The organism is Nocardia sp. bgisy118, from assembly GCF_057708605.1.
On the sequence record NZ_JBYISM010000002.1, the window covers coordinates 345,428 to 370,940 of the forward strand.

Consider the following 25,513-nt stretch of genomic DNA (forward strand, 5'->3'; position numbering starts at 1 on the left):
GAGCCGGGATGTTTCTCGCTGATCACCGGAACAATCTACCCGCGCCTACCCCGAGCGACCAACCAAGATCCATAGCACCGGAACATCACCCCTGGCAGGGCCTTCGGGCCGGGTTTGCTGGATCCGCTGTAGCGGTTCTCACAGCGACGCTGCTCACGGTGCGAACCTCGGACGGATTCGTCCAGGGCCCTTCCCAGCACGAGACCCGATCGGCGGGAGGCTCGTTCCGCGCCGCGGCCTGGACACGCCGTGGCGCACAGTCCGCTTCGCCTTCTCTACCAGCATCGTCGAGGCCCGCGCCGGGTTTTCGCCATTTCAGAGGGAACCGTTGACGATCGGGGAGCGTCTGGTGGGTTGTCGGTATGTTCTTGGGCCAAGACGGTTCGGGTGGAGTAGCGGAGGGGTCGATCGTGGGTATCGAGATTCCGGAGCCGTTGCAGTGGGCTGCGAAATATTTTGTGGGGGCTGGGGATTGGCCTGAGGGTAATGAGACGGCGATGCGTCGGGTGGAGGCGGCGTGGACGGGTTCGGCAGAGACGTTGCGCGGGTTGGACTCCGAGGCGACGTATGTGGTAAAGGCCGCGATCTCGGCGTTGGATGGTGAGACGGGCAGGCGTTGACCCAGCATTGGGAGAAGCTGGGTGGGGGTGCGGGGGCTTTCGATGGGCTGGTCAAGCATGGGGAGACGTTGGCTGATCAGATCGGGGATGGTGCGGCTGATATCGAGCACACCAAGTTGGTGATCATCGCGTCGTTGGTGATCTTCGCGGTGGAGATGGCGGCGGCGTTGGCGTCGATGGCGACGGGGGTGGGTGCGCCTGCGGGGGCGGCGACGCGGGCGGCGACGCAGGTGGCGATCAGAATCAGCGGAACCAGGATCAAGGGCATCCGGGGCGGACACAGCCGTCGGGGCGCACAACGAGAATGGGCAGCAGACCCAGCCTGCGGGGAGTCAGCAGTCGCAACCGTCGGGTCAGGCTGGTCAGCCGTCGGGGCAACAGTCGCAGTCGTCGGAGCAGCCCACTCAGCCGTCCGGTCAGCAGCACCAGCCGCCAGGGCAGCAGACGCAACCTTCTGACCAGCCCACCGGCCAGCAGTCGCAGCCCTCCAATCCCCCGGGTGAGAACTCGCAATCCCCGACGGGCGGCCAGTCGACGCAGCCCGGCCAGGGCGCGCAGCAAGACCCGCCTTTGAACACCGAGCCAACGCCTGCCCAGCGCAACGACTCGCAGCCGACCACCCCGAACCCGACTAGTTCGACGGCCGATAACTCGAGCACCCCGACCGGCAACCGGCCAGGGCAACACACCGGACCCGACGAGCAGCGAACTACCAACCGCCGACCGAGGTGCCGGACAGCGACGAGTTCGACGCCGAAGTGCTGTCCTACTTCTGACCGCTGTCCTTCCGCGCAGAGGTTTCACACGCTTCACAAGGGCGACAGCGCTGTGACGCGCACGGCAGATGTGTGTCCACCCCGCGCCACCCTGGATGCCTCTTCCGACTTCGCTGATCAGCGACGCCCCGGTTCGTCCGCCTGCACCGAGTGACGGTCGCGGCCCGGGTCGTAGAGGTGGGAGCCGGCGCACGACAGGGCGGGGGTCAGGGCGCGGCCGACGAGGATGACGGCAGCTTGCCGCAAATCGGCGGCTTCGACCTGGTCGGCGATGTCGGTGAGGGTGCCGCGCAGGATCAGCTGGTCGGGTTGGCTGGCCCGGTAGACGACCGCGACGGGGCAGTCGGCTCCGTAATCGGCGACGAGTTCGGCGGCCAGGGTCCGGATGCGGGTGATGGCCAGGTGCAGGACGAGGGTCGCGCCGGTGTGGGCGAAGTTGGCCAGCGCCTCGGATTCCGGCATGGCGGTAGAGCGGGCCTGGGTGCGGGTGAGCACGACCGACTGCACGAGTTCGGGGACGGTGAGTTCCGTGCCGAGGAGCGCGGCCGCGGCGGCGTAGGCGGGGACGCCGGGGGTGACGTCCCAGGGGATGCCGTGGGCGTCGAGGCGGCGGGTCTGTTCGGTGAGGGCCGAGTAGAGGGATGGGTCGCCGGAGCAGAGGCGGGCCACGTCGCGGCCGGATTCGTGGGCGCGGACGAGGTGGGCGGTGATCTGGTCGATGTCGAGCCGCTGCGTGTCGATCAGTTCGGTGTCGGGCGCGCAGTGGGACAGCACCTCGAGGTCGAGATAGGTGCCCGCGTAGAGGCACACCAGGGAGGTGCGCAGGAGGGTGACCGCTCGCACGGTCAGCAGGTCCGCGGCGCCCGGCCCGGCCCCGATGAAGTGCACGGTCATGCGGGTGAGTCTAGGGCGCGCCGCCACGTCCACTGCAGCCGTGCGCGGGCTGCGGTCGATCAGGCCGTGGCGTCGAACTGGGCGATCACTTTCGTGGGACGCAGCCGCACCACGAGTTCGCCGGGAACGCCGTTGCGCTTGCCGAACTCCTCGGCTCGGTCTTCACCCATGTAGCGGCCGCCGAGGGCCGTGGCGGTGCGCAACAGTTCGTCCGGATCCTCCGACATCGTCACGACACCTTGGATCTGGACCGAGGCATACGGCGGCCCCTCCAGATCGACGCACAGGGCGACCCGGCCGTCACGAACGAACGCCTTGCCCTTGGCGGTCTCCCTACCGGTGTTGAACACGATCTCGTCGCCTTCGACGAGGAACCACACCGGCGTGACGACCGGACGCCCATCGGACGCCACGAAGGCGACCTTGCCCGTCCGCGTGCCATGGCTGAGAAATTCGCGCACCGTGGGATCCGACAATGAGGCCATGCCCACACCCTAGGCGCTGACCCCGACAGGTTCGCCGAAGGAAACGCGTGTTCACCGGACGCGCCCAGCGGCCACCCAACGAGGTGAGACATCTGTGTGAATTGTCGATGCTTCACCCCACCCTCGCGCTCTTCGCGAAATGTTCTCCGGCGCAACGAGAGTCCCACGGATAGTGCGGACCGAAACCTGTCGGTGGGCGGCTATAGCCTCTGCGCATGCCCACCGTCCTGCACGAAGCTTGGACAGCCTCATGACGACCGGCACATACGAGTACAAGAGCGAGTTCGCCCGGCGGTACTACGCGCGCGGTGAGGAACGCGGAGAGGCCAGAGGAGAGGCTCGGGCGCTGCTGACAATGCTGCGTGCGCGGCACATACGGGTGCCGGACGAGGCCGAAGCCCGGATCCGCGAGTGCACCGACGCCGACTTGCTGAACAGCTGGGTCGAGCGCGCCGCGACGGCGAAAAGCTTGGGCGAGGTTCTGGACCGATAACGCGGCGCCGGGTAGATCGTCACCCGAAGCCGCGGTGCTGTCATGGCGGCTCGACAATTCATGGAGAACCCCTCCCTACCCGTCCTCCCCCAACAACATCCCCTTCTGCTCGCGAACCCGCTCCTGAATCGCGTCCACCACCGCCGCCACCTCCGGCCTGCGCAGCGTCTCCGTTCGTGTCACGAGCCAGTACGCCAGCTGCACCGAAACCTCCTCCCGCAGAATTCGCACCAGGTCGTCGTGCCGGTCGGCCATGAAGCACGGCAGCAGGCCGAGGCCCGCGGCGGCTCGCGTCGCTTCGACGTGCACGAAAACGTTGGTGGAGGAGACGGATTCGCGCATCGCGGGGGCGAAGCTGGAGGCCAGGTCGAGGTCGTCGACCTGGAGCATGGAGTCGATGAAGTAGACGAGCGGGTATCGGGCGAGGTCCTCGATGCCGCCGGGTATCCCGTTCTCGCGCAAGTACTGTCGTGATGCATACAGACCCAGCCGATAGTCGGCGAGTCGAATCGCCTTGGCCCGGTGCACTTGTGGCTCGCCGACGACGACTTCGATGTCCAATCCCGAGCGCTGCTGCGACGCGCGGCGGGTGGCGGTCACGATCTCGACGGCGATCTTCGGATGCCTGCGCTGCACCTGCGCCACGGCGGGCGCGGCGAGATAGGCGCTGAAACCGTCGGTGGCCGAGATCCGCACGACGCCCTCGAGCGTGCGATTGCCCGCCGGGTCCGCGGTGAGCGACTTGACCGCCGATTCGACGGCTTCGGCCGCCGCCAGCGCGTCGCGTCCGAGATCGGTGAGTTCCCACCCGCCGGTCACCCGGGTCAGCACGCGCCCGCCGAGCGTTTCCTCCAGCGCGGCGATGCGGCGCGAGATGGTGGTGTGGTTGATGCCGAGCTCGTCGGCGGCGGACACGAAACGACCGGACCGGCCCACCGCGAGCAGCACCAGGAGGTCATCGGCGCTGGGACGGCGGCCGAATCCGGGAGAAACCGGACTCATATCTGCATCTTCGCAGATTGGTCCTGCACATCTGGCCATTGCGGCCGATACAGATCTGCACGAATACTCGTTCTCGGCACAATATGTGGGCCGCATCACAGATGAGGGGTGATGCGGTCCCGGTCATGAAGGAGAGTGCGATGAGCGTGCGCGATACCCTGCGGGCGACCGACAGCGATCCCGGCCCGACACCGGCCGGACTACGGCGGGTGGTCGCCGCGTCGATGGCGGGCACGGTCGTCGAGTGGTACGAGTTCTTCCTCTACGGCACCGCCGCCACGCTGGTCTTCAGCAAGGTGTTCTTCGCCAAGGGCACCAGCGATCTGGACGCGATTCTCGCCGCCTTCATCACCTACGCGGTCGGTTTCGCCGCGCGACCGCTCGGCGGCATCGTCTTCGGCCACTTCGGCGATCGCTACGGCCGCAAGACGCTGTTGCAGTTCAGCCTGCTGCTGGTCGGCAGCGCGACGTTCCTGATGGGCTGCCTGCCGACCTACGGGCAGATCGGCTACTGGGCGCCCGCGCTGCTGGTCACGTTGCGCTTCGTCCAGGGCTTCGCGGTGGGCGGCGAATGGGGCGGCGCGGTGCTGCTCGTCGCCGAACACAGCCCCGACCGCAGCCGCGGCTTCTGGGCGAGCTGGCCGCAGGCGGGTGTGCCCGCGGGCAATCTGCTCGCCACCGTCGTGCTGCTCGCGCTGACCTCGACGCTGTCGGACGCGGCGTTCCTGTCCTGGGGCTGGCGGGTCGCGTTCTGGTTGTCGGCGGTGGTGGTGCTGGTCGGCTATTACATTCGCACCAAGGTCACCGACGCGCCGATCTTCTTGGCGGCCCAGCGTGAAGCCGAGCAGATCAAAGCGACCTCGTTCAGCGTGGTGGAAGTGCTGAAGCGTTATCCCCGAGGCGTTTTCACCGCGATGGGTCTGCGCTTCGGCGAGAACATCATGTACTACCTGGTGGTCACGTTCTCCATCACCTACCTGAAGGTGCACGTCGGCGCGGACACGAAAACCATCCTGTGGTGGTTGCTCGCGGCGCACGCGGTGCACTTCGTGGCCATCCCGCTGGCCGGTAACCTGTCCGACCGATTCGGCAGGCGGCCGGTGTATTTCGCGGGCGCACTCACCGCGGGCAGCTGGGGTTTCTTCGCTTTCCCGATGATGGACAGCGGAAACCACGCGGTCATCATGTCGGCCATCATCATCGGACTGGTCTTCCACGCGCTGATGTACGCGGCACAGCCCGCGATCATGGCGGAGATGTTCCCCACCCGGATGCGGTATTCCGGTGTATCGCTGGGTTATCAGGTCACCTCCATCGTGGCCGGTTCGCTCGCGCCGATCATCGCCGTCCGGCTGCTGGACAGCTTCGGCTCCTCGGTCCCGATCGCCTGGTACCTGGCGGGGGCCGCGGCGGTCACCGCGGTGGCCGTGTTCTTCGCGAGGGAGACAAAAGGTCTCGACTTGCAGGCCGTCGACCGGGCCGACGCCGAGGTGAGCGCTCGATGACCGACCTGTTCGGACGGCGCGCCCTGGTTACCGGCGGCGCGAGCGGCATCGGCGCGGCCTGCGCGCGGGAGCTCGCGGCGCGCGGCGCCGAGGTCACCGTGGCCGACATCGACGGCGACGGCGCGCTGAAACTGGCGAACGAGATCGGCGGGGAGGCCTGGGCCGTAGACCTTCTCGACGTCACGGCCTTGGAAGGCCTGCGGCTGGAGGTGGATGTGCTGGTGAACAACGCGGGCGTGCAGCGCATTCACCCGATCGAGGACTTCCCGCCCGCGCAGTTCCGCGACATCCTCGCCCTGATGGTCGAAGCGCCGTTCCTGCTCATCCGCGCGGTGCTGCCGCACATGTACCGCAACGGGTTCGGGCGCATCGTCAACATCTCGTCGGTGCACGGGCTGCGCGCCTCGCCGTACAAGGCCGCGTACGTGACGGCCAAGCACGCGCTGGAAGGGCTGTCCAAGGTGACCGCGCTGGAGGGCGGCGCGCACGGCGTGACCAGCAACTGCGTCGACCCCGGCTATGTCCGGACCCCGCTGGTGGACAGGCAGATCGCCGATCAGGCCAGGACGCACGGCATCCCGGAACAGCAGGTGATCGAGAAGATCATGCTCACCGAGAGCGCCGTCAAGCGTCTCGTCGAACCCGACGAGGTCGCCGCCCTGGTCGGCTGGCTGACCGGCCCGCACGCGGGCATGGTCACCGGCGCCTCCTACACGATGGACGGGGGCTGGAGCGCTCGATGAGCGTGCGGCGGCCGATCAGCGCGCGATCAGGTGGTCCGGGCCAGCGCGGCCAGCGCCATCTCGCGCAGGATCGGCCTCGCCTTGTTCGCGGTCGCGGGGGGCGCGCTGTGCGGGGTCGAGTTGAGCAGGCCGAACGCGGCGTGCGCCTGCACCCGCGCCCCCTCCTCGGGCAGCCGGGGATGCAGTTTGCGCAGCACCTCCACCCAGACCTCGACGTACTGGCGCTGGGTGCGCCGCAGCTCGCGCCGCGGTCCGGCGGGCACGTTGTCCAGGTCCCGGTCCTGGATGCGGATGAGCTCGGGCTCGCCGAACGCGAAGTCCAGGTGGAAGTCGACCAGCCCTTCCAGCGCCGCCTCGGCGGAGTTCGCGCCGACCACGACGGCCCGGCCGCCCGCGAGCAGCCGCTGACTGACCCCGACCAACAGCTCGACGAGCAGCGCCTCCTTGTTGGGAAAGTGCCGGTAGACCGCGGGCCCGCTGATGCCGACGGCCGCGCCGAGGTCGTCGAGCCGCACGCCGAGGAAGCCCCGATCCGCGATGAGCCGGGCTCCTGCCTCCAGCAATTGCTTGCGCCGCTCCGCCTTCAGCTGCTCGCGGCGGGTGAGTGTCACAGCTTCCGCGCCGGTCACACCCGCTCCTTTCACCCGATCTGGACAACTCGGTTAATCGATATTAACCTGAATCTCAGTTATCGGCGACTAACTGGACGGCGGACGTGATGACGGTTACCCAAGAGGTCGGCAACCGCGCGGCGCACGAGGCGCTCACCAGCGACCTGCGCGCACGATTGGCGGCGGCCGCGCTCGGCGGGCCCGCCAAGGCGCGGGAGCGGCATATCGCGCGCGGCAAACTGCTACCCCGGGAGCGGGTGGACCAGCTGCTCGATCCCGGCAGCCCGTTCCTCGAGCTCTCCCCGCTCGCGGCGAACGGGATGTACGGCGACGAGTGCCCGGGCGCGGGCGTGATCGGCGGGATCGGGCGGGTGTCGGGACGCGAGTGTGTGATCGTGGCCAACGACGCCACGGTCAAGGGCGGCACCTACTACCCCCTCTCGGTGAAGAAGCATCTGCGCGCGCAGGAGGTGGCGCTGCAGAACCGGCTGCCCTGCCTGTACCTGGTCGATTCGGGCGGCGCGTTCCTGCCGCGCCAGGACGAGGTGTTCCCCGACCGAGAGCACTTCGGCCGCATCTTCTACAACCAGGCCACCATGAGCGCCAAGGGCATCCCGCAGATCGCGGCCGTGCTCGGCTCGTGCACCGCGGGCGGCGCGTACGTGCCCGCGATGAGCGACGAGGCGGTGATCGTGCGAAACCAGGGCACGATCTTCCTCGGCGGCCCGCCGCTGGTGAAGGCCGCCACCGGCGAGGTGGTCACGGCCGAGGAACTCGGCGGCGGTGAGCTGCACTCGCGCACGTCGGGCGTCACCGACCACCTGGCCGAGGACGACCAGGACGCGCTGCGCATCGTGCGCCGCATCGTGTCCACCTTCGGCCCGCGGCAGGAAAGCCCATGGGAGGTAACGGCTTCCAGGCCGCCCGCGCTAGCGGAGTCCGAGCTGTACGACGTGGTGCCCGTCGACCTGCGCACGCCCTACGACGTGCGCGAGGTCATCCACCGCATCGTGGACGGCGGCGAGCACGGCGAGAGCGGATTCCACGAGTTCAAGGCCGAGTACGGCAAGACGCTGGTCACCGGCTTCGCGCGGATCCACGGCCATCCGGTGGGCATCGTCGCCAACAACGGCGTGCTGTTCGCCGAATCCGCCATGAAGGGCGCGCATTTCATCGAGCTGTGCGACAAGCGCAAGATCCCGCTGCTGTTCCTGCAGAACATCACCGGCTTCATGGTCGGGCGCGACTACGAGGCGGGCGGCATCGCCAAGCACGGCGCGAAGATGGTGACCGCGGTGGCGTGTGCGCGGGTACCGAAGCTCACCGTCGTCATCGGCGGCTCCTACGGCGCGGGCAATTACTCGATGTGCGGGCGCGCGTATTCTCCTCGCTTCCTGTGGATGTGGCCGAACGCACGTATCTCGGTGATGGGCGGCGAACAGGCCGCCTCGGTGCTGGCCACCGTCCGCGGCGATCAGCTGGACAGCAGCGGGCAGCCCTGGTCGGAGGACGACCAGGAGGCGTTCAAGGCGCCGATCCGCGAGCAGTACGAGCACCAGGGCAACCCGTACTACTCGACGGCCCGCCTCTGGGACGACGGCGTCATCGATCCCCTCGACACCAGAACTGTCCTCGGCCTTGCCCTTTCGGTATGCGCCCAGGCGCCGCTCGAACCCGTCTCCTACGGCGTCTTCCGGATGTGATCGCGATGCTGAACAAGTCCCACCCCGTCGATTTCGACACCGTACTCGTCGCCAACCGCGGCGAGATCGCGGTGCGTGTCATCCGTACCTTGCGCGCCATGGGCATTCGCTCCGTCGCTGTCTACAGCGACGCCGACGCCGGGGCCAGGCACGTCATCGAGGCGGACACCGCCGTGCGCCTCGGCCCCGCGCCCGCCCGCGAAAGTTACCTGGACATAGGCAAAGTCGTGGCGGCCGCCGTGCGCACCGGCGCGCAGGCCGTGCACCCCGGTTACGGATTCCTCTCCGAGAACGCCGCTTTCGCCGCGGCACTGGCCGACGCGGGCATCGTCTTCCTCGGCCCGCCCGCCCGCGCCATCGAGATCATGGGCGACAAGATCGCCGCCAAGAACACCGTCGCGGCCTTCGACGTGCCGGTGGTGCCCGGCATCGCCAAGCCGGGCCTGACCGACGACGAGCTGATCGCCGCGGCCGCCGAGATCGGCTACCCGGTGCTGGTCAAGCCGTCGGCGGGCGGCGGAGGCAAGGGCATGCGCATGGTCGAGGACCCGGCGCTGCTGCCCGATGCGCTGGTCAGCGCGCGGCGCGAAGCGGGCGCCGCGTTCGGCGACGACACCCTGTTCCTGGAGCGGTTCGTCACCCGGCCCCGCCATATCGAGGTGCAGATCCTCGCCGACCAGTACGGCAACGTGCTGCACCTGGGCGAGCGCGAATGCAGCTTGCAGCGCAGGCACCAGAAGGTCATCGAGGAGGCACCCTCGCCGCTGCTGGACGCGGCCACCAGGGAGCGCATCGGGGCCGCGGCGTGCAATACCGCGCGCAGCGTGAACTACGTCGGCGCGGGCACGGTCGAATTCATCGTCTCCGCCGACCGGCCGGACGAGTTCTTCTTCATGGAGATGAACACCCGCCTCCAGGTGGAGCATCCGGTCACCGAACTGGTGACCGGTGTGGATCTGGTGGAATGCCAGGTCCGGGTCGCGGCGGGCCAGAAGATCGGCGCCCGCCAGGAGGAGATCCGGCTCACCGGGCACGCCGTCGAGGCGCGCGTCTACGCCGAGGACCCCGGCCGCGGGTTCCTGCCCACCGGCGGCGCGGTGCTGGACCTGGTGGAACCGGAAAGGCCTGGTGTGCGGGTGGATTCGGGACTGCGCGTGGGCACCGTGGTCGGCAGCGACTACGACCCGATGCTGTCCAAGGTCATCGCGCACGGCCCCGACCGCGCCGCGGCGCTCGCCGCGCTCGACCGGGCGCTGGCCGACACCGTGCTGCTCGGGGTGACCAGCAATATCGAATTCCTGCGCTTCCTGCTTGCCGACCCGGACGTGGCCGCGGGACGACTCGACACCGGTCTGCTCGACCGCAGGGTCGGCGACTTCCATCCCCAACCGGTACGCGACGAGGAATTCGTGGTCGCGGCGGCCTACCACTGGCTGCGCCGCTGGCCCGCCGAGCCGTCCGACCCGTGGGACATCCCGTCGGGCTGGCGAATCGGCGTTCCCGCGCCGACCCCGATCCGGCTGGCCGGCGGCGACCGCACCGAGCACGTCTACCTCGGCGGCCGCCCCGACGCGGCGCAGGTCCGCGTCGGCGAGGGCGAATCCCTCACGCTGAAAGCGACTTTCGCCGCGCGTACCGCGGAAAGCGGTGTGCTCACGCTGACCGTCGACGACGTGCGTCGCGACTACCGGGTGGCCGAACACGACGGACAGCTCTGGGTGGCAGGGCCCGTGGGCGTCGCGGTGCTCCGCGAGGTCGCCGAGGTGAACGTGCGCGGCGGCGGCGAACACGTCGGCGACGCCGAGATACGCAGCCCCATGCCGGGTTCGGTGATCGCCGTCCCGGTGGCATCCGGCGCGACGGTGGCGGCGGGCGCGCCCGTCGTCGTGGTGGAGGCCATGAAGATGGAGCACACGCTCACCGCGCCGGTGGCGGGCACCGTCGAAGTGCTGGTCGCACCGGGCGCCCAGGTACGCCTCGACCAGCCCCTCGCCCGCATCGTGGCCGCGGACGAAACGAATACCTCCGAACGAGAAGGAACCCTCGTATGACCGACTTTCTGTCCACCGGCACGCTGCCAGAGGACTACCGCGACCTGGCGCTGACGGTCCGCGATTTCGCCAAGCAGGTGGTGGCCCCGGTGGCCGCCGAGCACGACGCGAACCACACTTTCCCGTACGAGGTCGTCGCGGGCATGGCCGATATGGGCCTGTTCGGCCTGCCCTTCCCCGAGGAGTACGGCGGCATGGGCGGCGACTACTTCGCGCTGTGCCTCGCGCTCGAGGAACTCGGCAAGGTCGACCAGAGCGTGGCCATCACCCTGGAGGCGGGCGTCTCGCTCGGCGCCATGCCGGTCTACCGCTTCGGCGACGACAAGCAGAAGCAGGAGTGGCTGCCGCAGCTGACCAGCGGCCGCGCGCTGGCCGCCTTCGGCCTCACCGAACCGGACGCGGGCAGCGACGCGGGCGGCACCACCACCAAGGCCGTGCTGGACGACGGCACGTGGATCATCAACGGCCGCAAGCAGTTCATCACCAACTCCGGCACCGACATCACCAAGCTGGTCACGGTGACCGCGGTGACCGGAACGACCGGCGGCACGAAGGAGATCTCCACCATCCTGGTGCCGACCGACACCCCCGGCTTCGTCGCGGAGCCCGCCTACAACAAGGTCGGCTGGAACGCCTCGGACACCCACCCGCTGAGCCTCACCGACGTGCGCGTCCCGGCGGAGAACCTGCTCGGCGAGCGCGGCCGCGGCTACGCCAACTTCCTGCGCATCCTGGACGAGGGACGCATCGCGATCGCCGCGCTGTCGGTGGGCGCGGCCCAGGGCTGCGTCGACGAGAGCGTGCGCTACGCCAAGGAGCGGCTCGCCTTCGGCCAGCCCATCGGCCGCAACCAGGCCATCACCTTCAAGATCGCCCGCATGGAAGCGCGTGCGCACGCCGCGCGCACCGCCTACTACGACGCCGCCGCGCTGATGCTCGCTGGCAAGTCCTTCAAGAAGCAGGCGTCCATCGCCAAGCTGGTGGCCAGCGAGGCCGCGATGGACAACGCCCGCGACGCCACCCAGATCTTCGGCGGCAACGGCTTCATGAACGAATACGCTGTGGCCAGGCATTACCGCGACAGCAAGATCCTGGAAATCGGCGAGGGCACGACGGAGGTGCAGCTGATGCTGATCGGACGGGAGCTGGGCCTGTGAACGAGCGCAGCGAGCGAACCATCGACAAACGTCGAATCGTCCAGCGCGGCTTGTGGTTCGAGGAGTTCGAGACCGACGTCGTCTACGAGCACCGGCCCGGTCGCACCATCACCGAGGCCGACAACGTCCTGTTCACCACGCTGACCATGAACACCCAGGCGCTGCACCTGGACGCGGCCTTCAGCGACGCGCTGCCGCCGTTCAACAAGCGGCTGGTGAACTCGATGTTCACGCTGTCCACGCTGGTCGGGCTCTCGGTGGCGCAGCTGACGCAGGGCACCATCGTCGCGAACCTCGGCTTCTCCGAGATCGCCTTCCCGAAGCCGCTGTTCCACGGCGACACTATGTATGCCGAGACCGTGATCGTCGACAAGCGCGAGTCCAAGTCGCGGTCGGGCGAGGGCATCGTGACCTTCGCCCACACCGCCCGCAACCAGCACGGCGAGGTGGTGGCGACGGCCACTCGCAAGACGCTGGTCCGCAAGGCGCCGGAGCAGGCATGACGTGGCAGATGGCGGGGCCGGGCTGGTTGTTCTGCCCCGCCGACCGACCAGAGCGCTACGAGAAGGCGGCCGCGGCCGCCGATGTGGTGATCCTCGACCTGGAGGACGCTGTGGCGGCGGCGGACAAGGCCGCGGCCCGGACAGCCCTGCTGGCCACCCCGCTCGATCCCGAGACCACCGTGGTGCGGGTCAACGCGGCGGACACCGAGGAGCACGCGCTCGATCTCGCCGCACTGGCCGAGACCGGATACCGCCGCGTCATGCTGCCGAAAACCGAATCCGCCGAACAGATCACGGCGCTGGCGGACTACGAGGTGATCGCGCTGGTGGAATCGCCGCTCGGCGCGCTGGCGATCGAGCGAGCGGTCTCGGCGCGCAACGCGATCGGCGTCATGTGGGGCGCGGAGGACCTGATCGCGGGTCTGGGCGGCACCGCGAGCAGGCACGCCGACGGCAGCTATCGCGATGTGGCGCGGCACGTCCGCTCCAGCGCGTTGCTGGCCGCCAAGGCGTACGGCAAATTCGCCCTCGACTCGGTGTATCTGAACTTCCGCGATCTCGACGGCCTGCGCGGCGAGACCGACGACGCGGTGGCTGTCGGCTTCGACGCGAAGGTCGCGATCCACCCGAGTCAGGTGCCGGTGATCCGCGCGGCCTACGCACCCGCAGACGACGAAATCGCTTGGGCAAGGCGGGTACTCGACGAGGTGCCGAAGCACCGCGGTGTCTTCGCCTTCGAAGGCCGGATGGTCGACGCCCCCGTGCTCCGGCACGCCGAACAGATCGTGCGACGCGCGCACGCCTGACAACTGATCCACGAGCCAGGAGGTATTGCGGTGCAACCACAGTGGGTGCCCACCGAGCGGGACATCGCCGACGCCAAGGTGACCGATTTCGCACGGTTCGTCGCCGCGCGCACCGGCGTCGCGACGTCGGACTATCACTCGCTGTGGCAGTGGTCGGTGGACGACCTGGCCGGTTTCTGGCGGGCGGTGTGGGAGTACTTCGAGCTCGGCGACATCGACGGCGAGGTGCTGGCGAGCACGGAGATGCCCGGAGCCCGATGGTTTCCGGGCACTCGGCTCAACTATGTCGATCAGATCGTGCGCCAGGCCCGCACCGACCGGCCCGCCATCCTGGCCGTCGGCGAGGACACGCCTACCCGCGAAGTGTCCTGGGTCGAGTTGATCGACGCCACCGCCGCGTTCGCGCGTACCCTGCGCGAACTGGGCGTGCGGCCCGGTGATCGGGTGGTCGGCTACCTGCCGAACATCCCCGAGGCGGTGATCGCGTTCCTGGCGACCGCGAGCCTGGGTGCGGTCTGGAGCGCGTGCGGGCAGGACTACTCGCCGAAGGCCGCCCTCGACCGCCTCGGCCAGCTCGAACCGACCGTGCTCGTGACCGCCGACGGCTACCGATTCGGCGGCAAGGCGCACGACAAGCGCGCCGACATCGCCGCGCTACAAGAGGGTTTCGGCACCCTGCGCGCGACGGTCGCCGTCTCCCGGCTCGGCCTCGAGGTCCCCGGCGCCGTGCCGTGGGCCGAGGCGGTCGACACCGACAATGTCGCGGCGATCATCGAGACCGAGACGGTCGACTTCGATCACCCGCTGTGGATCGTCTTCTCCTCCGGCACCACCGGCCTGCCGAAAGGCATCGTGCACGGCCACGGCGGCGTGCTGCTGGAGCACCTGAAAGCGATTGCGCTGCAATCCGATATCGGGGAAGACGACACATTCTTCTGGTACACCAGCCCGAGCTGGATGATGTGGAACTTCCAGATCGCGGGCCTGCTGATCGGCGCCACGATCGTCTGCTACGACGGCAGCCCGACCTATCCCGCGCCGGACGCGCTGTGGCGGATCGCCGCCGAGACGCGGGCGACCGTGCTCGGCACCAGTCCCGGTTACGTGCTGGCGTGCATCAAGGCGGGCGTCGTCCCGCGCGACGAGCACGATCTCGCGGCGCTGCGCACGGTCGGCATCACCGGATCGGCGCTGCCGCCCTCCTCCGCACTGTGGTTGCGCGACAACGTCGGCGAGCACGTACCGGTCAATTCGATCAGCGGCGGCACCGACGTGGTCTCGGCCTTCATCGGCGGCGTTCGCACGGTGCCGGTCTGGCCCGGCGAGCTGTCGGCGCCCTACCTCGGCGTAGCGCTCGACTCGTTCGACACGGAGGGCAAGCCGGTGCGCGGCGAGGTCGGCGAACTCGTGATCACCGCGCCCATGCCGTCCATGCCGGTGAGTTTCTGGCGCGACCCGGACGGAACGCGTTACCACGACGCCTATTTCGACATGTTCCCCGGCGTCTGGCGGCACGGCGACTGGATCACCGTCACCGACCACGGCAGCATCGTCGTGCACGGCCGTTCGGATTCCACCTTGAACCGGCACGGCATCCGGATGGGCAGCGCCGACATCTACCAGTCCGTCGAGCGGCTGACGGAGATCACCGAGGCGCTGGTGATCGGCGCGGAACAGCCCGACGGCGGCTACTGGATGCCGCTGTTCGTGGTCCTCGCGCCGGGCGCGGAGCTGACCGACGAACTGCGCGAACGCATCAATTCGACCATTCGCACCGAGGTCTCGCCGCGGCACGTGCCTGACGAAATCCTGGTCGCGCCGGGCATCCCGCACACCCGCACCGGCAAGAAGCTCGAGGTGCCGATCAAGAAGCTGTTCCAGGGCGCCGAGGCCGCACGCGTGGTGGAGCGCAGCGCCGTCGACGACCCCGACCTGCTGGACTGGTACGCGAAGATCCGGCCTGCCGAGCGCTGAGGGATACCGCCGGTTCGCTCCGGCCAGGCGCGGGCTCCGATGTGCGGGCGACCGCGGCCGTCAGGCTCGGATCCGTCGAATGGCGCTGCGCCACAACGCCTCCTGCGCACCGGTGAGGGTGCGCAGCAGAGTTCCGCTGTGGCGCAACTGCCCGAGCAGCCGCACCTGGCCGGCCAGCGCCGTACGACGCACCTTGGCATCGACCTTGTCGGGGTGGCCCGCGTCGAAGGGCGGCCGCGGATCGTATTCGATGCCGAGCTGAATGACCTCGGCGCGTTCCCTGCCGAAGATCTCACCGACCAGCCACAGCGCGAGGTCGATGCCCGCCGAGACGCCCGCGGCCGTGGCGATGCGGTCGCCGATCACGAACCGCTCGCCGGGCTTCGGCACCGCTCCGAGCAGACCGAGGGGGCGCTGTGCCGCCCAATGCGTCGTGGCGGGTCTGCCGTCCAGCAGACCCGCCGCGGCGAGCACTAACGCACCCGTGCACACCGAGGTGGTCCATTCGCTGGTCCGGTGCACGGCGCGTACCCAGTCCAGTACCTTCTTGTCCGCGGCGACGGCGGTCGCGGCCGGGCCGCCGGGCACGACGACCAGCCGAGGAGCGGGCGTCTCGTCGAAGGTGTGGGTCACGCCGAGCGCGAGCGCACCGCTGTCCGTGACGACCGGACCGACCTCGTGACCGACGAAGCGGATCTCCGCGCCCGGCGCGAAGCGCAGCACCTCGTACGGGCCGATGGCGTCGAGCGCCGTCATGCCCGGGTACAACACCACCGCGATTTGAAATGCCGACACGGCAACCCCCACTTCTCTCGATGATCCGTCTGCGCGACGGCCCCGGCGCAACGGTAACACCACCGCCTCGAGTCGCGCACATTTAGTGACTATCGATTCTTGACTCAATTTTGATGTCTACCTGGCCTACTGCTCCTGTATGTTTATATCTGTTCGGTGAGCGATTCACGCCGACTGCTGGTGCCCTCGGTGCGGATGATTCGGTCGCCGAGCTCCGAACGGCACGGCGCGGCGCATCCCGCCTCGTCGTCACGCCGAGCCGAACGGCGGACCGTGTGGTCCCGGAGCGGACCAAGCCTCGGGACCACACGGAAACGACCGCCACGACGAGCCCTCGGCGCGGACCCGGCCCGTTCGACGTACCGCGACCTGGGCAAATCACAGTGCGAGCGGAGTCGTTACGATGTCCGGCATGAGTGTCGACAATCGCCGTACGGCGCGAAAGGCAGTCAGCGGCGACTCGGCACCACGGGAGATCAAGCGCAGGCCCAAGAATCGGCGAGCCCAGATCGCCGCGGCGTCCGCCGCCGCCTTCGGCGCGCTCGGCTACCACGGCGTGAGCATGGAGGACATCGCCTCCGGACTCGGGATCAGCTCGGCCGCGCTGTACCGGCACTATCCGAGCAAGTACGCGCTGTTCCGGGAGGAGCTGCTGCGGGTGGGCCGCGCGATGACGGAGTCGGTCGAGCTGCCCGACGACACCGCCGAGCTCACCCCAGAGCAGCGGCTGCACCGGGTGCTCGACGCACTGATCGGCGCGACCATCGAGAACCGTCCGAGCGTCACGCTGGTGCGCTGGGAGGGCCGCTACCTGGAGCCGGAGGATCAGCGGATCCTGGCCGAGCAGCAGGCCACCGTGCTCGACGCACTCGGCACCGAATTGCGCGGACTGCGCCCCGAACTGGACGACAACGACGTCCGGGTGCTGCGCGCCGCGCTGCTCAGCGCCATCACCAGCATCGCCGACCACCACGCCGCGCTGCCCGCGAAATCCCTTGCCCGGCTGCTCGACTCGGCTTGCTCGGCGTTGGCGCGCGCGGAGCTGCCGCCCGCGGCCGCGACCGCGGAACCCGCGACGCCGATCGAGATCCCGGAGTCGTTCAAGCACGAGCTGTTGCTGCACAAGGCGGTCGAGCTCTTCCACGAGCGTGGCTATCCCAACGTGAGCGTCGAGGAGATCGCCAGCGCCGCAGGGCTTTCCGCCGCGTCGGCGGTCTACCGCTTCTATCGCGGCAAGAGCGATCTGCTGGCCGCAGCGTTCCGCAGGGCCGCCGACCGCGTCTCGGCGGCGATCGGTCCGGCCGTCGCCACCTCCGACGGACCGGAAGCCGCGCTCACCGCGCTGATCGAAAACTACGTCGCCGGCTCGTTCGCCGAGCGCGCCCTCACGTTCGTGTATTTCACCGAGTTCCAGCATGTTCCGGCCGAGGAGCGCTCGGTACTGCGCAATATCCAAAGACTGAGCGTCGAGGAATGGGCCAAGCTGCTGCGCGAGGTGCGACCCGAGCTCTCGCCCGCCGAGGCGCGCTTCCTCATCCACGCGGCCTTCGCGCTCGTCATCGATCTCGGCCGCTCGTTCGGCAGCGAACCGCTCGCGGCGCAGGATCGGGTCCGGCTGCTGATGCGGATCGTGTTGTTCGGCCGCCCCGCTCAGGTCTAGGAGCACTCCCCCGGGATGCCGCGTGGGTCTCGCTCGCACCGTTGATGTTACCGAATATTCTGATCCCCATCGTTATGATCGTCCGGCATAACACATGTGTTACCACTAGTTTGTGATCTTTCATTCAGTTTGATTCCGGCATCAGAAAGGCGGCTTTACCGAGCATCCGTTTGGGTTAGCATCGCCGCATGGATGCGCACAAAGGCCGCGCCCCGCGTGAGAGCGCGAGCGGTGAGAACGCCGCGCCAAAGGTGATCCGACGACGGCCGCGAAACCGGCGAGCGCAGATCGCGGCGACCTCCGCCGAAGCCTTCGGCGCACTGGGGTACCACGGCGTCAGCATGGAGGAGATCGCATCCCGGCTCGACATCAGCTCCACCGCGCTGTACCGCCACTACCCGAGCAAATACGCGTTGTTCCGCGAGGAGGCATTGCGACTGAGCGCGCTCTGCGCCGAAGCCGTGCAGCTGCCCGACGACCTGGCCGACGCCCCGGCGAGCCTGCGGCTCGAGCACATTCTCGACACGCTCATCGAGAAGTCCATCGCCAACCGCCGCGGCGCGGCTCTGCTGCGGTGGCAGAGCCGCTACCTCGGGCAGGAGGACTACCGGGTCCTGATCGAGCAGCTGATCGAGGCGTACCGGGTGGTCGGCGGGTTGCTCGCGGAGGCGCGGCCCGAGCAGGCGGGCGCGGACAGCATCGTCCTGGCCACTGCCGCGCTCAGCGTCATCGGCAGCATCTCCGATCACCACGTGTCGATTCCGGTGCGTTCGCTGACCAGGCTGCTGCGCACGGCGTGCCTGGATGTCGTGCGTTCCGACCTGCCGCCGGTCGGCGAGGCGCCGGTCGCCGACGGCGCCACCGAGGTGCCGCTGCGCTTCAAGCACGAGCTGTTGCTGCGGCGCGCCATCGAACTGTTCCACGAACGCGGCTATCCCAACGTGAGCGTCGAGGACATCGCCAATGCCGCGGAACTGCCCGCGTCCTCGGCCGTCTACCGCTTCTACCGGAGCAAGGGCGACATCCTGGCCGCCGCGTTCCGCCGTGCGGCGGACCGGGTTTCGGCCGCCATCGGCCCCGCGATCGCCGCCTCCGCGGGTGACCCCGAGCGCGCCCTGACCCGGCTGATCGAGCTGTACGTCGCCGGTTCCTTCGCCGAGCGGGAACTGACCTTCGTCTACTACGCCGAGATCAGCAACGTGCCGCAGGAGGACCGCACCGTGCTGCGGAACATCCAGCGGCTCAACGTCGAAGAGTGGGCCAAGCTCGTCGTCGGGGTGCGCCCGGAACTGTCCGCCGCCGAGTCGCGGGTGCTGGTGCACGCCGCCTTCGCACTCGTCGTCGACCTCGGCCAGTGGCTGGGCCCCGACAACCCGATCTGCTCGCAGGCGCGGGTGATCCACCTGATGCAGGTCATCCTGTTCGGGCGGCCCGCCGCGACGACTCGGTGATCAGAGACGAAAGACGAAGCGCTACTGCTGCGGCGAGGGGACCAGCGGTGAATTCACCTTGTTCACCAGCCACTTGCCGTCCACCTTCGCCATCCGCATCACCATGGACAGCTGACCCGGCGCGGGCTTGCCCTGGGTGCCGACACTGGTGATGGTCTGGCCGATCACCACGATCGCCTCCGCGGAGGTCTCGTCACCGCTCTTCACCGCGCACTGCACGTCGTTGGTCTTGGAAACCACCTCACCCTGGGTCAGCACCTCTTTCAGCTCGCGGCTGGTGTCGTCGAACTGCTTCTTCCAGTCGCCCGTCGCGCCGTCGAGCACCGCGGCGAAATAGGCGTCGAGGTTCTTGGCGTCGTAGTTCGCGAGCACCGGCGCGTACGCGCAGGCGGCCGCCTTGGCCTCCTCATGGGCTTCCAGCAGCGCCTCGTTGTTCCGGTTCTGTACGAAGAACCAGCCGGTCGAAGCGACCGCGGCGCCCAGCAGCACGGCCACCGCGGCACGTGCCGCAACGACGCCATTGGCGCCGCCTGGAATGCGCAGACGATCGCGCCAACTTGTCTCCGCCGCAGCTGGTTTCGCGTCCACCGTGGCGCCTGCGGCGGTGGAATCCGCCGCTTTCACCTCGCCGTCCGCCACAGCTGGTTTCGCATCGGTGGACACCACTGCCTTCACCTCGCCCTCCGACGCAGCCGGTTTCGCGGCGGCGACGGCGGACATATCCAAGGACGCAGCCGGTTTCGCATCGCTCTGCGCCGCAGCAGCTTTCACATCCGCAGCCGTCTCATCGGCTGCCTTCGCCGTGTTGTCCCCCGCGACGGACGCGGCGCCGCTATCGACATCGTTGTCACTCATGGCATTTCCTTCCTATCGCCCGGGAACGGGACGGGACAATTCGTTGCCGGTCACGCCAGGCGGCGGGCCGGACCCGTTGTCGGGCACATTGGGCCGCGGCGCGTTCGCCGAACCGCGCACCTGGAGTGCCGGGTTGTTCGTGACGCAGTAGTTGTAGAGCCGCACCCTGGTGTCGGTGGTGGCCAGCGTCGGGACGACGGGGATGGTCTCGTAGTCGCAGGTCGGCCGCGGCCACGGGTCTACGAGGGTGTGGAAGGCGCCGTCGTGCGCGGGGATGCCGATCGCCTCGGTGCCTTCGCGCAGCGCGGGGAACAGCGCCGCGATGGCGGGCTGGCGCAGCTTCGCTGATTTGGTGATGGCCACGAAGTTCGTCACCAGATTGGTCACGGGGTCCTCGGTCTCGGTGACGAAGCCGCCCAGCGTCGCCAGCTGACCCGGTGCGAGGTCGAGGAAGCGCCTGACCTCCTGATCGGCGGCGGTCAGCTGCTCGAACAGCGCGCCCGCGCCGGTGGTCAGTGTCGTCAGATCGGGCTGGGCGTGCGAGGTGGTCTCCGCGATGATCTCGAGGTTCTCGATCAACTGCCTGGTCTGCGGCAGCAGATCGGTGAGGCCCGCCATGGCCCTGCTGATGCCGGAGATCATGTTGCGCAACCGATCCGGGCCGCCCGCGAGCGCCTTGTCCAGCTCGTCGATGATGACGGTGAGCCGCTGCGGGTTCATGCCGCCGATCATGCCGCTCACGTTCGCGAGCACGGACTGCACCGAGACCGGGGCCTTGGTCTGGGACATCGCCACCACATCGCCATCGGCGAGGTACGGGCCGGTGTCGGAGTCGGGCCGGAAATCCAAGTATTGCTCCCCCGCCGCGGACAGGCGACCGACGGCGACGGTACCGCCCACGGGAATGCGTGCTGCGGAATGGATTTCGGCGACGGCCGCGATCCCGATGTCGGCGACCCTCACCTCGCGCACCCGCCCGACCCTGGTGCCGCGGAAGGTGACGTCGTTGTTGGCCAGCAATCCGCCCGAGGTCTGCAATTCCACGGTGACGAGGTAGGTGTTCGGCAGCGGGTTGAAGCGCAGCACCTGCGCGCCCAGATACGCCGAGCCGAGGATCAGCACGAGCACGAGGCCGATGTTGGCGACCGCGATCCGCTTGCGGACCAGGTAATTCCAGAGTGGGATGTTCATCGGCCGCCCTCCGTGCGCGGCGGGCTGGTCAGCCTGCCGATCACCTTCTCGATGACCTGCGCGAGGCTGCCGATGAAGGCGGGCACGTCACCGACCTCCGGCCAACGGCTGCCCCGCGGATCGGTCAGCGCGCCCACGCTCAGGTAGGAAACCGTCGCCGCGACCGACAGATTCGGACCGTCGAAGGAGGCCATGATCGACGGGTACAGCTGATCGAAGCGCTCCAACGCTTGGCCGAGTTCGTCGCCCATCTGGGTGAATCCGGACATCAGGCGCTGGATGCTGTCGAACAGGCTCACGAACTCGGGGCCGGTGGTCTCGGTGAAATCGCCGAGCGCGGACATGGTCACCGACACCTTGCCGATCAATGCCGAGATGTCCCTGTTGTTCTCGGCGAACAGGCCGAGCAGCGCGGGGAAGGTGTCGGCGGCCTCGCCGAGTTCGGCTTTGCGCGCGGCCAATTCGCCGGTGAGCACGTTGACGCCGGACAGCACGCTGTCGATGTCCGCGGTCCTGCGGTTGAGCGCCTCGATGGCGCTGCTCAATTCGGTCAGCAGATGCGCGAGCTGCGGTGCTCGCCCGACGAACATCGAATTCATCTCGGAGGTGATCTTGGCGGCCTGATTGAGGCCGCCGCCGTTGAGCAGCATGGAGATCGAGACCATCAACTGCTCCACCGAGGCGCCCGCCGAGGTGTGCTCGGCGCCGATGGTGTCACCTGGCCGCAGCATCTGCGCGCCGTCCTGCGCGGCGGGCAGCGTCATGGCGACGAAGATGTCGCCGAGCGGGGTGGCCTGCCGCAGCTCCGCGGTGGTACCGCGGGGCAGCCGGATGTCCTCGCGGATCTCCATTTCCACGTCGGCGATGAAGTTCGTTGTGCTGATGCCGGTGACAACGCCGATGTCGGTGCCGCCGATCTTCACGTGCGCGCGATCGGGCAGATTGAGCGCGTCGCGGAACGCGGCGTGGATCTTGTAGCCGGGTGCGCCGATGCCCGGCTGGGGCAGCGGGACGTTGTCCACGGTCACCGCGCATCCGGTCGCCGTGCCGATGCTCGCGGCCACCAGCCCGGCCGCGAGGGTGCGTCGCAGCACCGCCTTCGTCCTCATTTCGCGATCCCCAGCAGTGCGGCGGTGAGACCGAAATCCGGTCCCATGTCCTGAATCTTCCCGGTCCGGCAACCGTCGAGCCGCAGCTGAATCCGCTCGCAGAACAGCGCGAGCGCCTCGCCGTCCAGCACGATCTTGTCCAGCAGGCCGTGCAGTCGTACGGCGCCGTGCTCGCGGCTCATCGAGTTGGTGATGTTCTGGAAGAACAGCGGTGTGACGTCGACGATTTCGGTGAGCTGACGCGCGTTGACGCGCATCTGCTCGGTGATCGCCACGAAGCGGGTCAGCGCGCCCGCCAGCTGATCCCGATTCTGGCCGACCACCGTCGCGGTGTTGTTCACGAAATCGTTGAGCTGGGTGAGCACCGCGTGCAGGCCGGGCGACTGCTCGCCCATCAGCTGCACCAATTCGGTGAGCCTGCCGCTGAAGTCGCGCACCGTCTGGTCGTTGGACGCGATCACCTGGGTGATCTCGTTCAGCTTGATGATGGTGTTGGCGATCTGGTCCCCGTTGGCGAAGGTCACCTCGAAGGCCGAGGAGAGCGCGTCCAGCGTCTCCCGCAGCCGGTCGCCGTTGCCGTCGAGCAGCGGGAACAGTACCCGGCTTGCCATCGGCCCGTTCTCGCTGTCGCCCTTCAACGCCGCGCCCAGCTGGTCGAAATTCTCCAGGATCCGGTCCAATTCGACCGGCGTCCTGGTGCGGGCGAGCGGGATGTGCGCACCGTCGGCGAGCGTCGGTCCGTCACCGGTGTAGGCGGGGGCCAGCTCCACGTGCCGATTCGTGATCAGCTGCGGCGAGACCAGCGCCGCGATGGCGTCGGCGGGCACCTTCACGCTCTTGTCGATGGACATGGTGACCTCGACGTAGCTGCCGCGCGCGGTGACCGTGTCGACCCGGCCGACCGGAACGCCGAGGACGGCCACCTCGTTGCCCGCGTAGAGCCCGGCGACGTTCTCGAAATCGGCGCTGATCCGCAGATGTTCGCCGAGATACTGGTCGGGCAGCGAACTCACGCTCTCGGGCAGCAGCGAACAGCCGCTGCCCACGGCCGCGGCGACGCACACCGAGACCAGTTTCAAGACCGCACGAATCCTCATCAGTTGCACCCCGGTACCGCTTGTGCGAAACAAAGCCAGTTGTCCGGGAAGATCCACGGCGCCCAGACCTCGCCGTACGGCCCGTTGCCGAGCGCGTTGTTGAACTGCCGCATGGCGACCGGCATGATCTCGTACAGCCGGTCCAGGTTCTCCCGGTTCTTCTCCAGACCCTCGGTCATGGTGTTCAGGTTCTGGATGAGCGGGCCGAGCTGGTCGTTGTTCTCGACGCCCATCTCCTGCAACAGGGCCGACAGCGCCGCGACGTTGTCGAGCAGTTGCCGCAGCAGGTCCTGCCGCAACGCCACCGCGTTGCCGATCGCCTCGCCGCGGGTGAGCAGCAGCAGCACGCTGTTCTGGTTGTCCGCGACCAGCTGCGACACCTGATCCATGCTCTTCAGCAGCGTGTCGACCTCGTCGCGACGATCGTTGATCACCTTGGCCAGCGCGCCGATGCTGTCCAGCGCGGCGACGGTCAGCTGCGGCGAGTCGCCCATCTGCTGGTCGAGCACGTCCAGCGCCTGGCGCAGCTTGCCTGGGTCGATGCGCTCGATCCGTTCGAAGGACGACTTGTACTGCGGGTCCTGGATCACCTTGCCGAGGTTGTACGGCACCGAAGTGTTCGACAGCCGGATGACATTGTCCGGCAGGCCCTTTCCATCCCCGGGTGTGAGCTCGACGTGCAGCCTGCCCAGGATCGTCGACATCTTGATGGCTGCCCGCGCGTTCGGCCCGAGCCGCAGGTCGCGGCGCACCCGCAGATCCACCACCACCTTGTCGCCCGCCAGCCGGACCGCGCGGACCTGGCCGACCTCGATGCCGGAGACGTCGACAGTCGCCCCCGGCCGCAGCCCCGCCGCCTGGGCGAACTCGGCCTTGATCGTCTTGTCCGCCAGCCGCGCCTCGGACACCACGCTCGAACCGACCAGCAGCAACGCCACGAAGCCCGCCGCGATCACGCCGAGCCAGAGGTAGCGGTTCTTCGAATACCTCGGCAACCGAATCCGCGTCATCACCGGCACACCTCCGACTGAGAATTACCGCCGACCTGCGAGAACAGCCCCGGCGGGAGCAGCACGCCCCACAGCGAGACGTCCAACCGGCAGATGTAGGCGTTGCCGTACGTGCCGTAGCTGGTGAAGCGAGCCAGCGCGTTGAGCAAGTTGGGGAACTGCACTGCGGCCTTGTCCAGCGCGGCGCCGTTGAGCAGCAGCATGGCGATGCCGGTGGTCGCGTCGTACTGCGCCCTGGCCAGGTCGGGCTGCACCTGAACGATCAGCGAGACCAGCGAATCGGTGGACTCGGCCACCAGATCGACGGACTGCTTCAGCGACTCGCCTTCCGCGTAGAGCGCCTCGACCAGGGCCCTCGACTGGACGATGAGGGTCTCCAATTCGCTCGAGCGGTGCGCCAATCCGCTGATCACGCTGCTCAGGTTGGTGATCACGTCGCCGAGGATGCGGTCGCGCTGGCCGAAGGTGCCTGCCAGATCGGCGGCCTGGGTGATCAGCGTGCTCAGCGAGACGCCGTCGCCCTGCAACGCCTGAATCAGCGTCTCCGACAGCGAGTTCACCTGATCGGGCTGCAACACGCTGAACAGCGGCTCGAAACCGGAGAGCAGCGCCGAGACGTCGAAGGACGGCTCGGTGTTCGCCAACGAGATGTGACCGCCCGGACGCAGCGGGTCGCCCTCCTCCTTGCCCGGTACGAGCGCGATATAGCGCTGGCCGATGAGATTCTGATATCGCACAAGGGCTTTGGTCGTTGTGGTCAGCCGCTGCCTGTCCTGGATGCGGAAATCGATGACGGCCTTGTAGTCGTCGTCGAAATCGATCCGATCGACCCGGCCGACCCGCACGCCCGCCATGCGGACGTCGTCGCCGACCCGCACGCCCATCACGTCGGAGAAAGTCGCGGAGTAGGTGTGCGTGTCGCCGGGCACCGAGCGCTGCAAGGTCGACCAGATCGTGTAGGTCAGCGCGATGGCAAGCACCGCGAAAAGACTGAAGCCCGCGAGGGCCTTTCCGGATTTCAT

At 68.4% G+C, this 25,513-nt stretch carries 23 protein-coding genes and 1 pseudogene; 12 read left to right on the top strand and 12 right to left on the bottom strand.

Translation table 11 applies throughout. The features are described from left to right. Positions 1–616 precede the first annotated feature (616 nt). Positions 617–805, top strand: a pseudogene (locus AC3EO7_RS03770) (WXG100-like domain-containing protein); the annotation flags it as partial. A gap of 73 nt (positions 806–878) precedes the next feature. On the opposite strand, the gene AC3EO7_RS03775 reads toward AC3EO7_RS03770, so the two are convergent. From AC3EO7_RS03775 to AC3EO7_RS03785, 3 genes are all read right to left on the bottom strand, one after another. Further along, positions 879–1,181, bottom strand: a complete 303-nt coding sequence (locus AC3EO7_RS03775) for a hypothetical protein (protein ID WP_435590449.1) — start codon at positions 1,179–1,181, stop codon at positions 879–881. A 332-nt stretch (positions 1,182–1,513) separates the two neighbouring features. Next, positions 1,514–2,290 carry a precorrin-4 C(11)-methyltransferase gene (cobM, locus tag AC3EO7_RS03780; protein WP_431965153.1) on the bottom strand — a complete coding sequence of 259 codons (777 nt, stop codon included), beginning with the start codon at positions 2,288–2,290 and terminating at the stop codon, positions 1,514–1,516. Between the two features lie 59 nt (positions 2,291–2,349). Then, on the bottom strand, positions 2,350–2,775 hold the full coding sequence (locus AC3EO7_RS03785; protein WP_431965155.1) for a PPOX class F420-dependent oxidoreductase: 426 nt from the start codon (positions 2,773–2,775) through the stop codon (positions 2,350–2,352). A 250-nt stretch (positions 2,776–3,025) separates the two neighbouring features. On the opposite strand from AC3EO7_RS03785, the gene AC3EO7_RS03790 reads away from it, so the two are divergent. After that, positions 3,026–3,268 (top strand): hypothetical protein, encoded by a 243-nt coding sequence (locus AC3EO7_RS03790; RefSeq protein ID WP_431965157.1) that lies wholly within the window; start codon positions 3,026–3,028, stop codon positions 3,266–3,268. A 75-nt stretch (positions 3,269–3,343) separates the two neighbouring features. Here AC3EO7_RS03790 and AC3EO7_RS03795 read toward each other — a convergent pair whose 3' ends face one another. Beyond that, complete coding sequence (locus tag AC3EO7_RS03795) at positions 3,344–4,270, bottom strand: LysR family transcriptional regulator (RefSeq protein ID WP_435590450.1); 927 nt, start codon at positions 4,268–4,270, stop codon at positions 3,344–3,346. Between the two features lie 140 nt (positions 4,271–4,410). On the opposite strand from AC3EO7_RS03795, the gene AC3EO7_RS03800 reads away from it, so the two are divergent. After that, positions 4,411–5,775 carry an MFS transporter gene (locus tag AC3EO7_RS03800; RefSeq protein WP_435590451.1) on the top strand — a complete coding sequence of 455 codons (1,365 nt, stop codon included), beginning with the start codon at positions 4,411–4,413 and terminating at the stop codon, positions 5,773–5,775. Continuing rightward, on the top strand, positions 5,772–6,518 hold the full coding sequence (locus tag AC3EO7_RS03805; protein ID WP_435590452.1) for a 3-hydroxybutyrate dehydrogenase: 747 nt from the start codon (positions 5,772–5,774) through the stop codon (positions 6,516–6,518). Before AC3EO7_RS03800 ends, AC3EO7_RS03805 begins: the two co-directional genes overlap by 4 nt. A 26-nt stretch (positions 6,519–6,544) precedes the next feature. Here AC3EO7_RS03805 and AC3EO7_RS03810 read toward each other — a convergent pair whose 3' ends face one another. Continuing rightward, on the bottom strand, positions 6,545–7,147 hold the full coding sequence (locus AC3EO7_RS03810; protein ID WP_431965165.1) for an SACE_7040 family transcriptional regulator: 603 nt from the start codon (positions 7,145–7,147) through the stop codon (positions 6,545–6,547). An 89-nt stretch (positions 7,148–7,236) separates the two neighbouring features. On the opposite strand from AC3EO7_RS03810, the gene AC3EO7_RS03815 reads away from it, so the two are divergent. The 6 genes from AC3EO7_RS03815 to AC3EO7_RS03840 are packed head-to-tail and all read left to right on the top strand — an operon-like array spanning position 7,237 to position 15,323. Further along, positions 7,237–8,832, top strand: a complete 1,596-nt coding sequence (locus AC3EO7_RS03815) for a carboxyl transferase domain-containing protein (protein WP_431965167.1) — start codon at positions 7,237–7,239, stop codon at positions 8,830–8,832. A gap of 5 nt (positions 8,833–8,837) precedes the next feature. Further along, positions 8,838–10,883, top strand: coding sequence for an acetyl/propionyl/methylcrotonyl-CoA carboxylase subunit alpha (locus tag AC3EO7_RS03820; protein WP_431965169.1), 2,046 nt, complete (start codon positions 8,838–8,840; stop codon positions 10,881–10,883). Further along, a complete protein-coding gene (locus AC3EO7_RS03825) occupies positions 10,880–12,040 on the top strand; it encodes an acyl-CoA dehydrogenase family protein (RefSeq protein WP_431965171.1) in 1,161 nt (386 codons plus the stop codon). The genes AC3EO7_RS03820 and AC3EO7_RS03825 overlap by 4 nt, the downstream gene beginning before the upstream one ends. Further along, on the top strand, positions 12,037–12,543 hold the full coding sequence (locus AC3EO7_RS03830; protein WP_435590453.1) for a MaoC family dehydratase: 507 nt from the start codon (positions 12,037–12,039) through the stop codon (positions 12,541–12,543). Before AC3EO7_RS03825 ends, AC3EO7_RS03830 begins: the two co-directional genes overlap by 4 nt. After that, entirely contained in the window at positions 12,540–13,349 is an 810-nt protein-coding gene (locus AC3EO7_RS03835; protein ID WP_431965175.1) for an HpcH/HpaI aldolase/citrate lyase family protein, read from the top strand. The genes AC3EO7_RS03830 and AC3EO7_RS03835 overlap by 4 nt, the downstream gene beginning before the upstream one ends. A gap of 30 nt (positions 13,350–13,379) precedes the next feature. Beyond that, on the top strand, positions 13,380–15,323 hold the full coding sequence (locus tag AC3EO7_RS03840) for an acetoacetate--CoA ligase (RefSeq protein ID WP_435590454.1): 1,944 nt from the start codon (positions 13,380–13,382) through the stop codon (positions 15,321–15,323). 60 nt (positions 15,324–15,383) lie between these two features. Here AC3EO7_RS03840 and AC3EO7_RS03845 read toward each other — a convergent pair whose 3' ends face one another. Continuing rightward, a complete protein-coding gene (locus tag AC3EO7_RS03845) occupies positions 15,384–16,118 on the bottom strand; it encodes a DJ-1/PfpI family protein (protein WP_431965179.1) in 735 nt (244 codons plus the stop codon). Between the two features lie 412 nt (positions 16,119–16,530). Between AC3EO7_RS03845 and AC3EO7_RS03850 the strand changes: the two genes are divergently transcribed. Then, positions 16,531–17,778 (top strand): TetR/AcrR family transcriptional regulator, encoded by a 1,248-nt coding sequence (locus AC3EO7_RS03850; RefSeq protein WP_431965181.1) that lies wholly within the window; start codon positions 16,531–16,533, stop codon positions 17,776–17,778. Positions 17,779–17,966: 188 nt separating this feature from the next. Beyond that, positions 17,967–19,229, top strand: coding sequence for a TetR/AcrR family transcriptional regulator (locus tag AC3EO7_RS03855; RefSeq protein WP_435590455.1), 1,263 nt, complete (start codon positions 17,967–17,969; stop codon positions 19,227–19,229). A gap of 21 nt (positions 19,230–19,250) precedes the next feature. Here AC3EO7_RS03855 and AC3EO7_RS03860 read toward each other — a convergent pair whose 3' ends face one another. Genes AC3EO7_RS03860 through AC3EO7_RS03885 form a run of 6 tightly spaced genes read right to left on the bottom strand, consistent with a single transcriptional unit; the run spans position 19,251 to position 25,513 of the window. Further along, the gene (locus AC3EO7_RS03860) at positions 19,251–20,084 is read right to left on the bottom strand and encodes a hypothetical protein (protein WP_435590456.1); all 834 of its coding nucleotides are present in this window, start codon (positions 20,082–20,084) and stop codon (positions 19,251–19,253) included. A gap of 12 nt (positions 20,085–20,096) precedes the next feature. Beyond that, positions 20,097–21,275: an MCE family protein gene (locus AC3EO7_RS03865; protein ID WP_431965187.1), complete on the bottom strand. Its 1,179-nt coding sequence runs from the start codon at positions 21,273–21,275 to the stop codon at positions 20,097–20,099. Continuing rightward, on the bottom strand, positions 21,272–22,384 hold the full coding sequence (locus AC3EO7_RS03870; RefSeq protein WP_435590457.1) for an MCE family protein: 1,113 nt from the start codon (positions 22,382–22,384) through the stop codon (positions 21,272–21,274). The genes AC3EO7_RS03865 and AC3EO7_RS03870 overlap by 4 nt, the downstream gene beginning before the upstream one ends. Continuing rightward, on the bottom strand, positions 22,381–23,481 hold the full coding sequence (locus tag AC3EO7_RS03875) for an MCE family protein (RefSeq protein ID WP_435590458.1): 1,101 nt from the start codon (positions 23,479–23,481) through the stop codon (positions 22,381–22,383). The genes AC3EO7_RS03870 and AC3EO7_RS03875 overlap by 4 nt, the downstream gene beginning before the upstream one ends. Beyond that, a complete protein-coding gene (locus tag AC3EO7_RS03880) occupies positions 23,481–24,491 on the bottom strand; it encodes an MCE family protein (RefSeq protein WP_431965193.1) in 1,011 nt (336 codons plus the stop codon). Before AC3EO7_RS03880 ends, AC3EO7_RS03875 begins: the two co-directional genes overlap by 1 nt. Then, on the bottom strand, positions 24,491–25,513 hold the full coding sequence (locus tag AC3EO7_RS03885) for an MlaD family protein (RefSeq protein ID WP_435590459.1): 1,023 nt from the start codon (positions 25,511–25,513) through the stop codon (positions 24,491–24,493). Before AC3EO7_RS03885 ends, AC3EO7_RS03880 begins: the two co-directional genes overlap by 1 nt.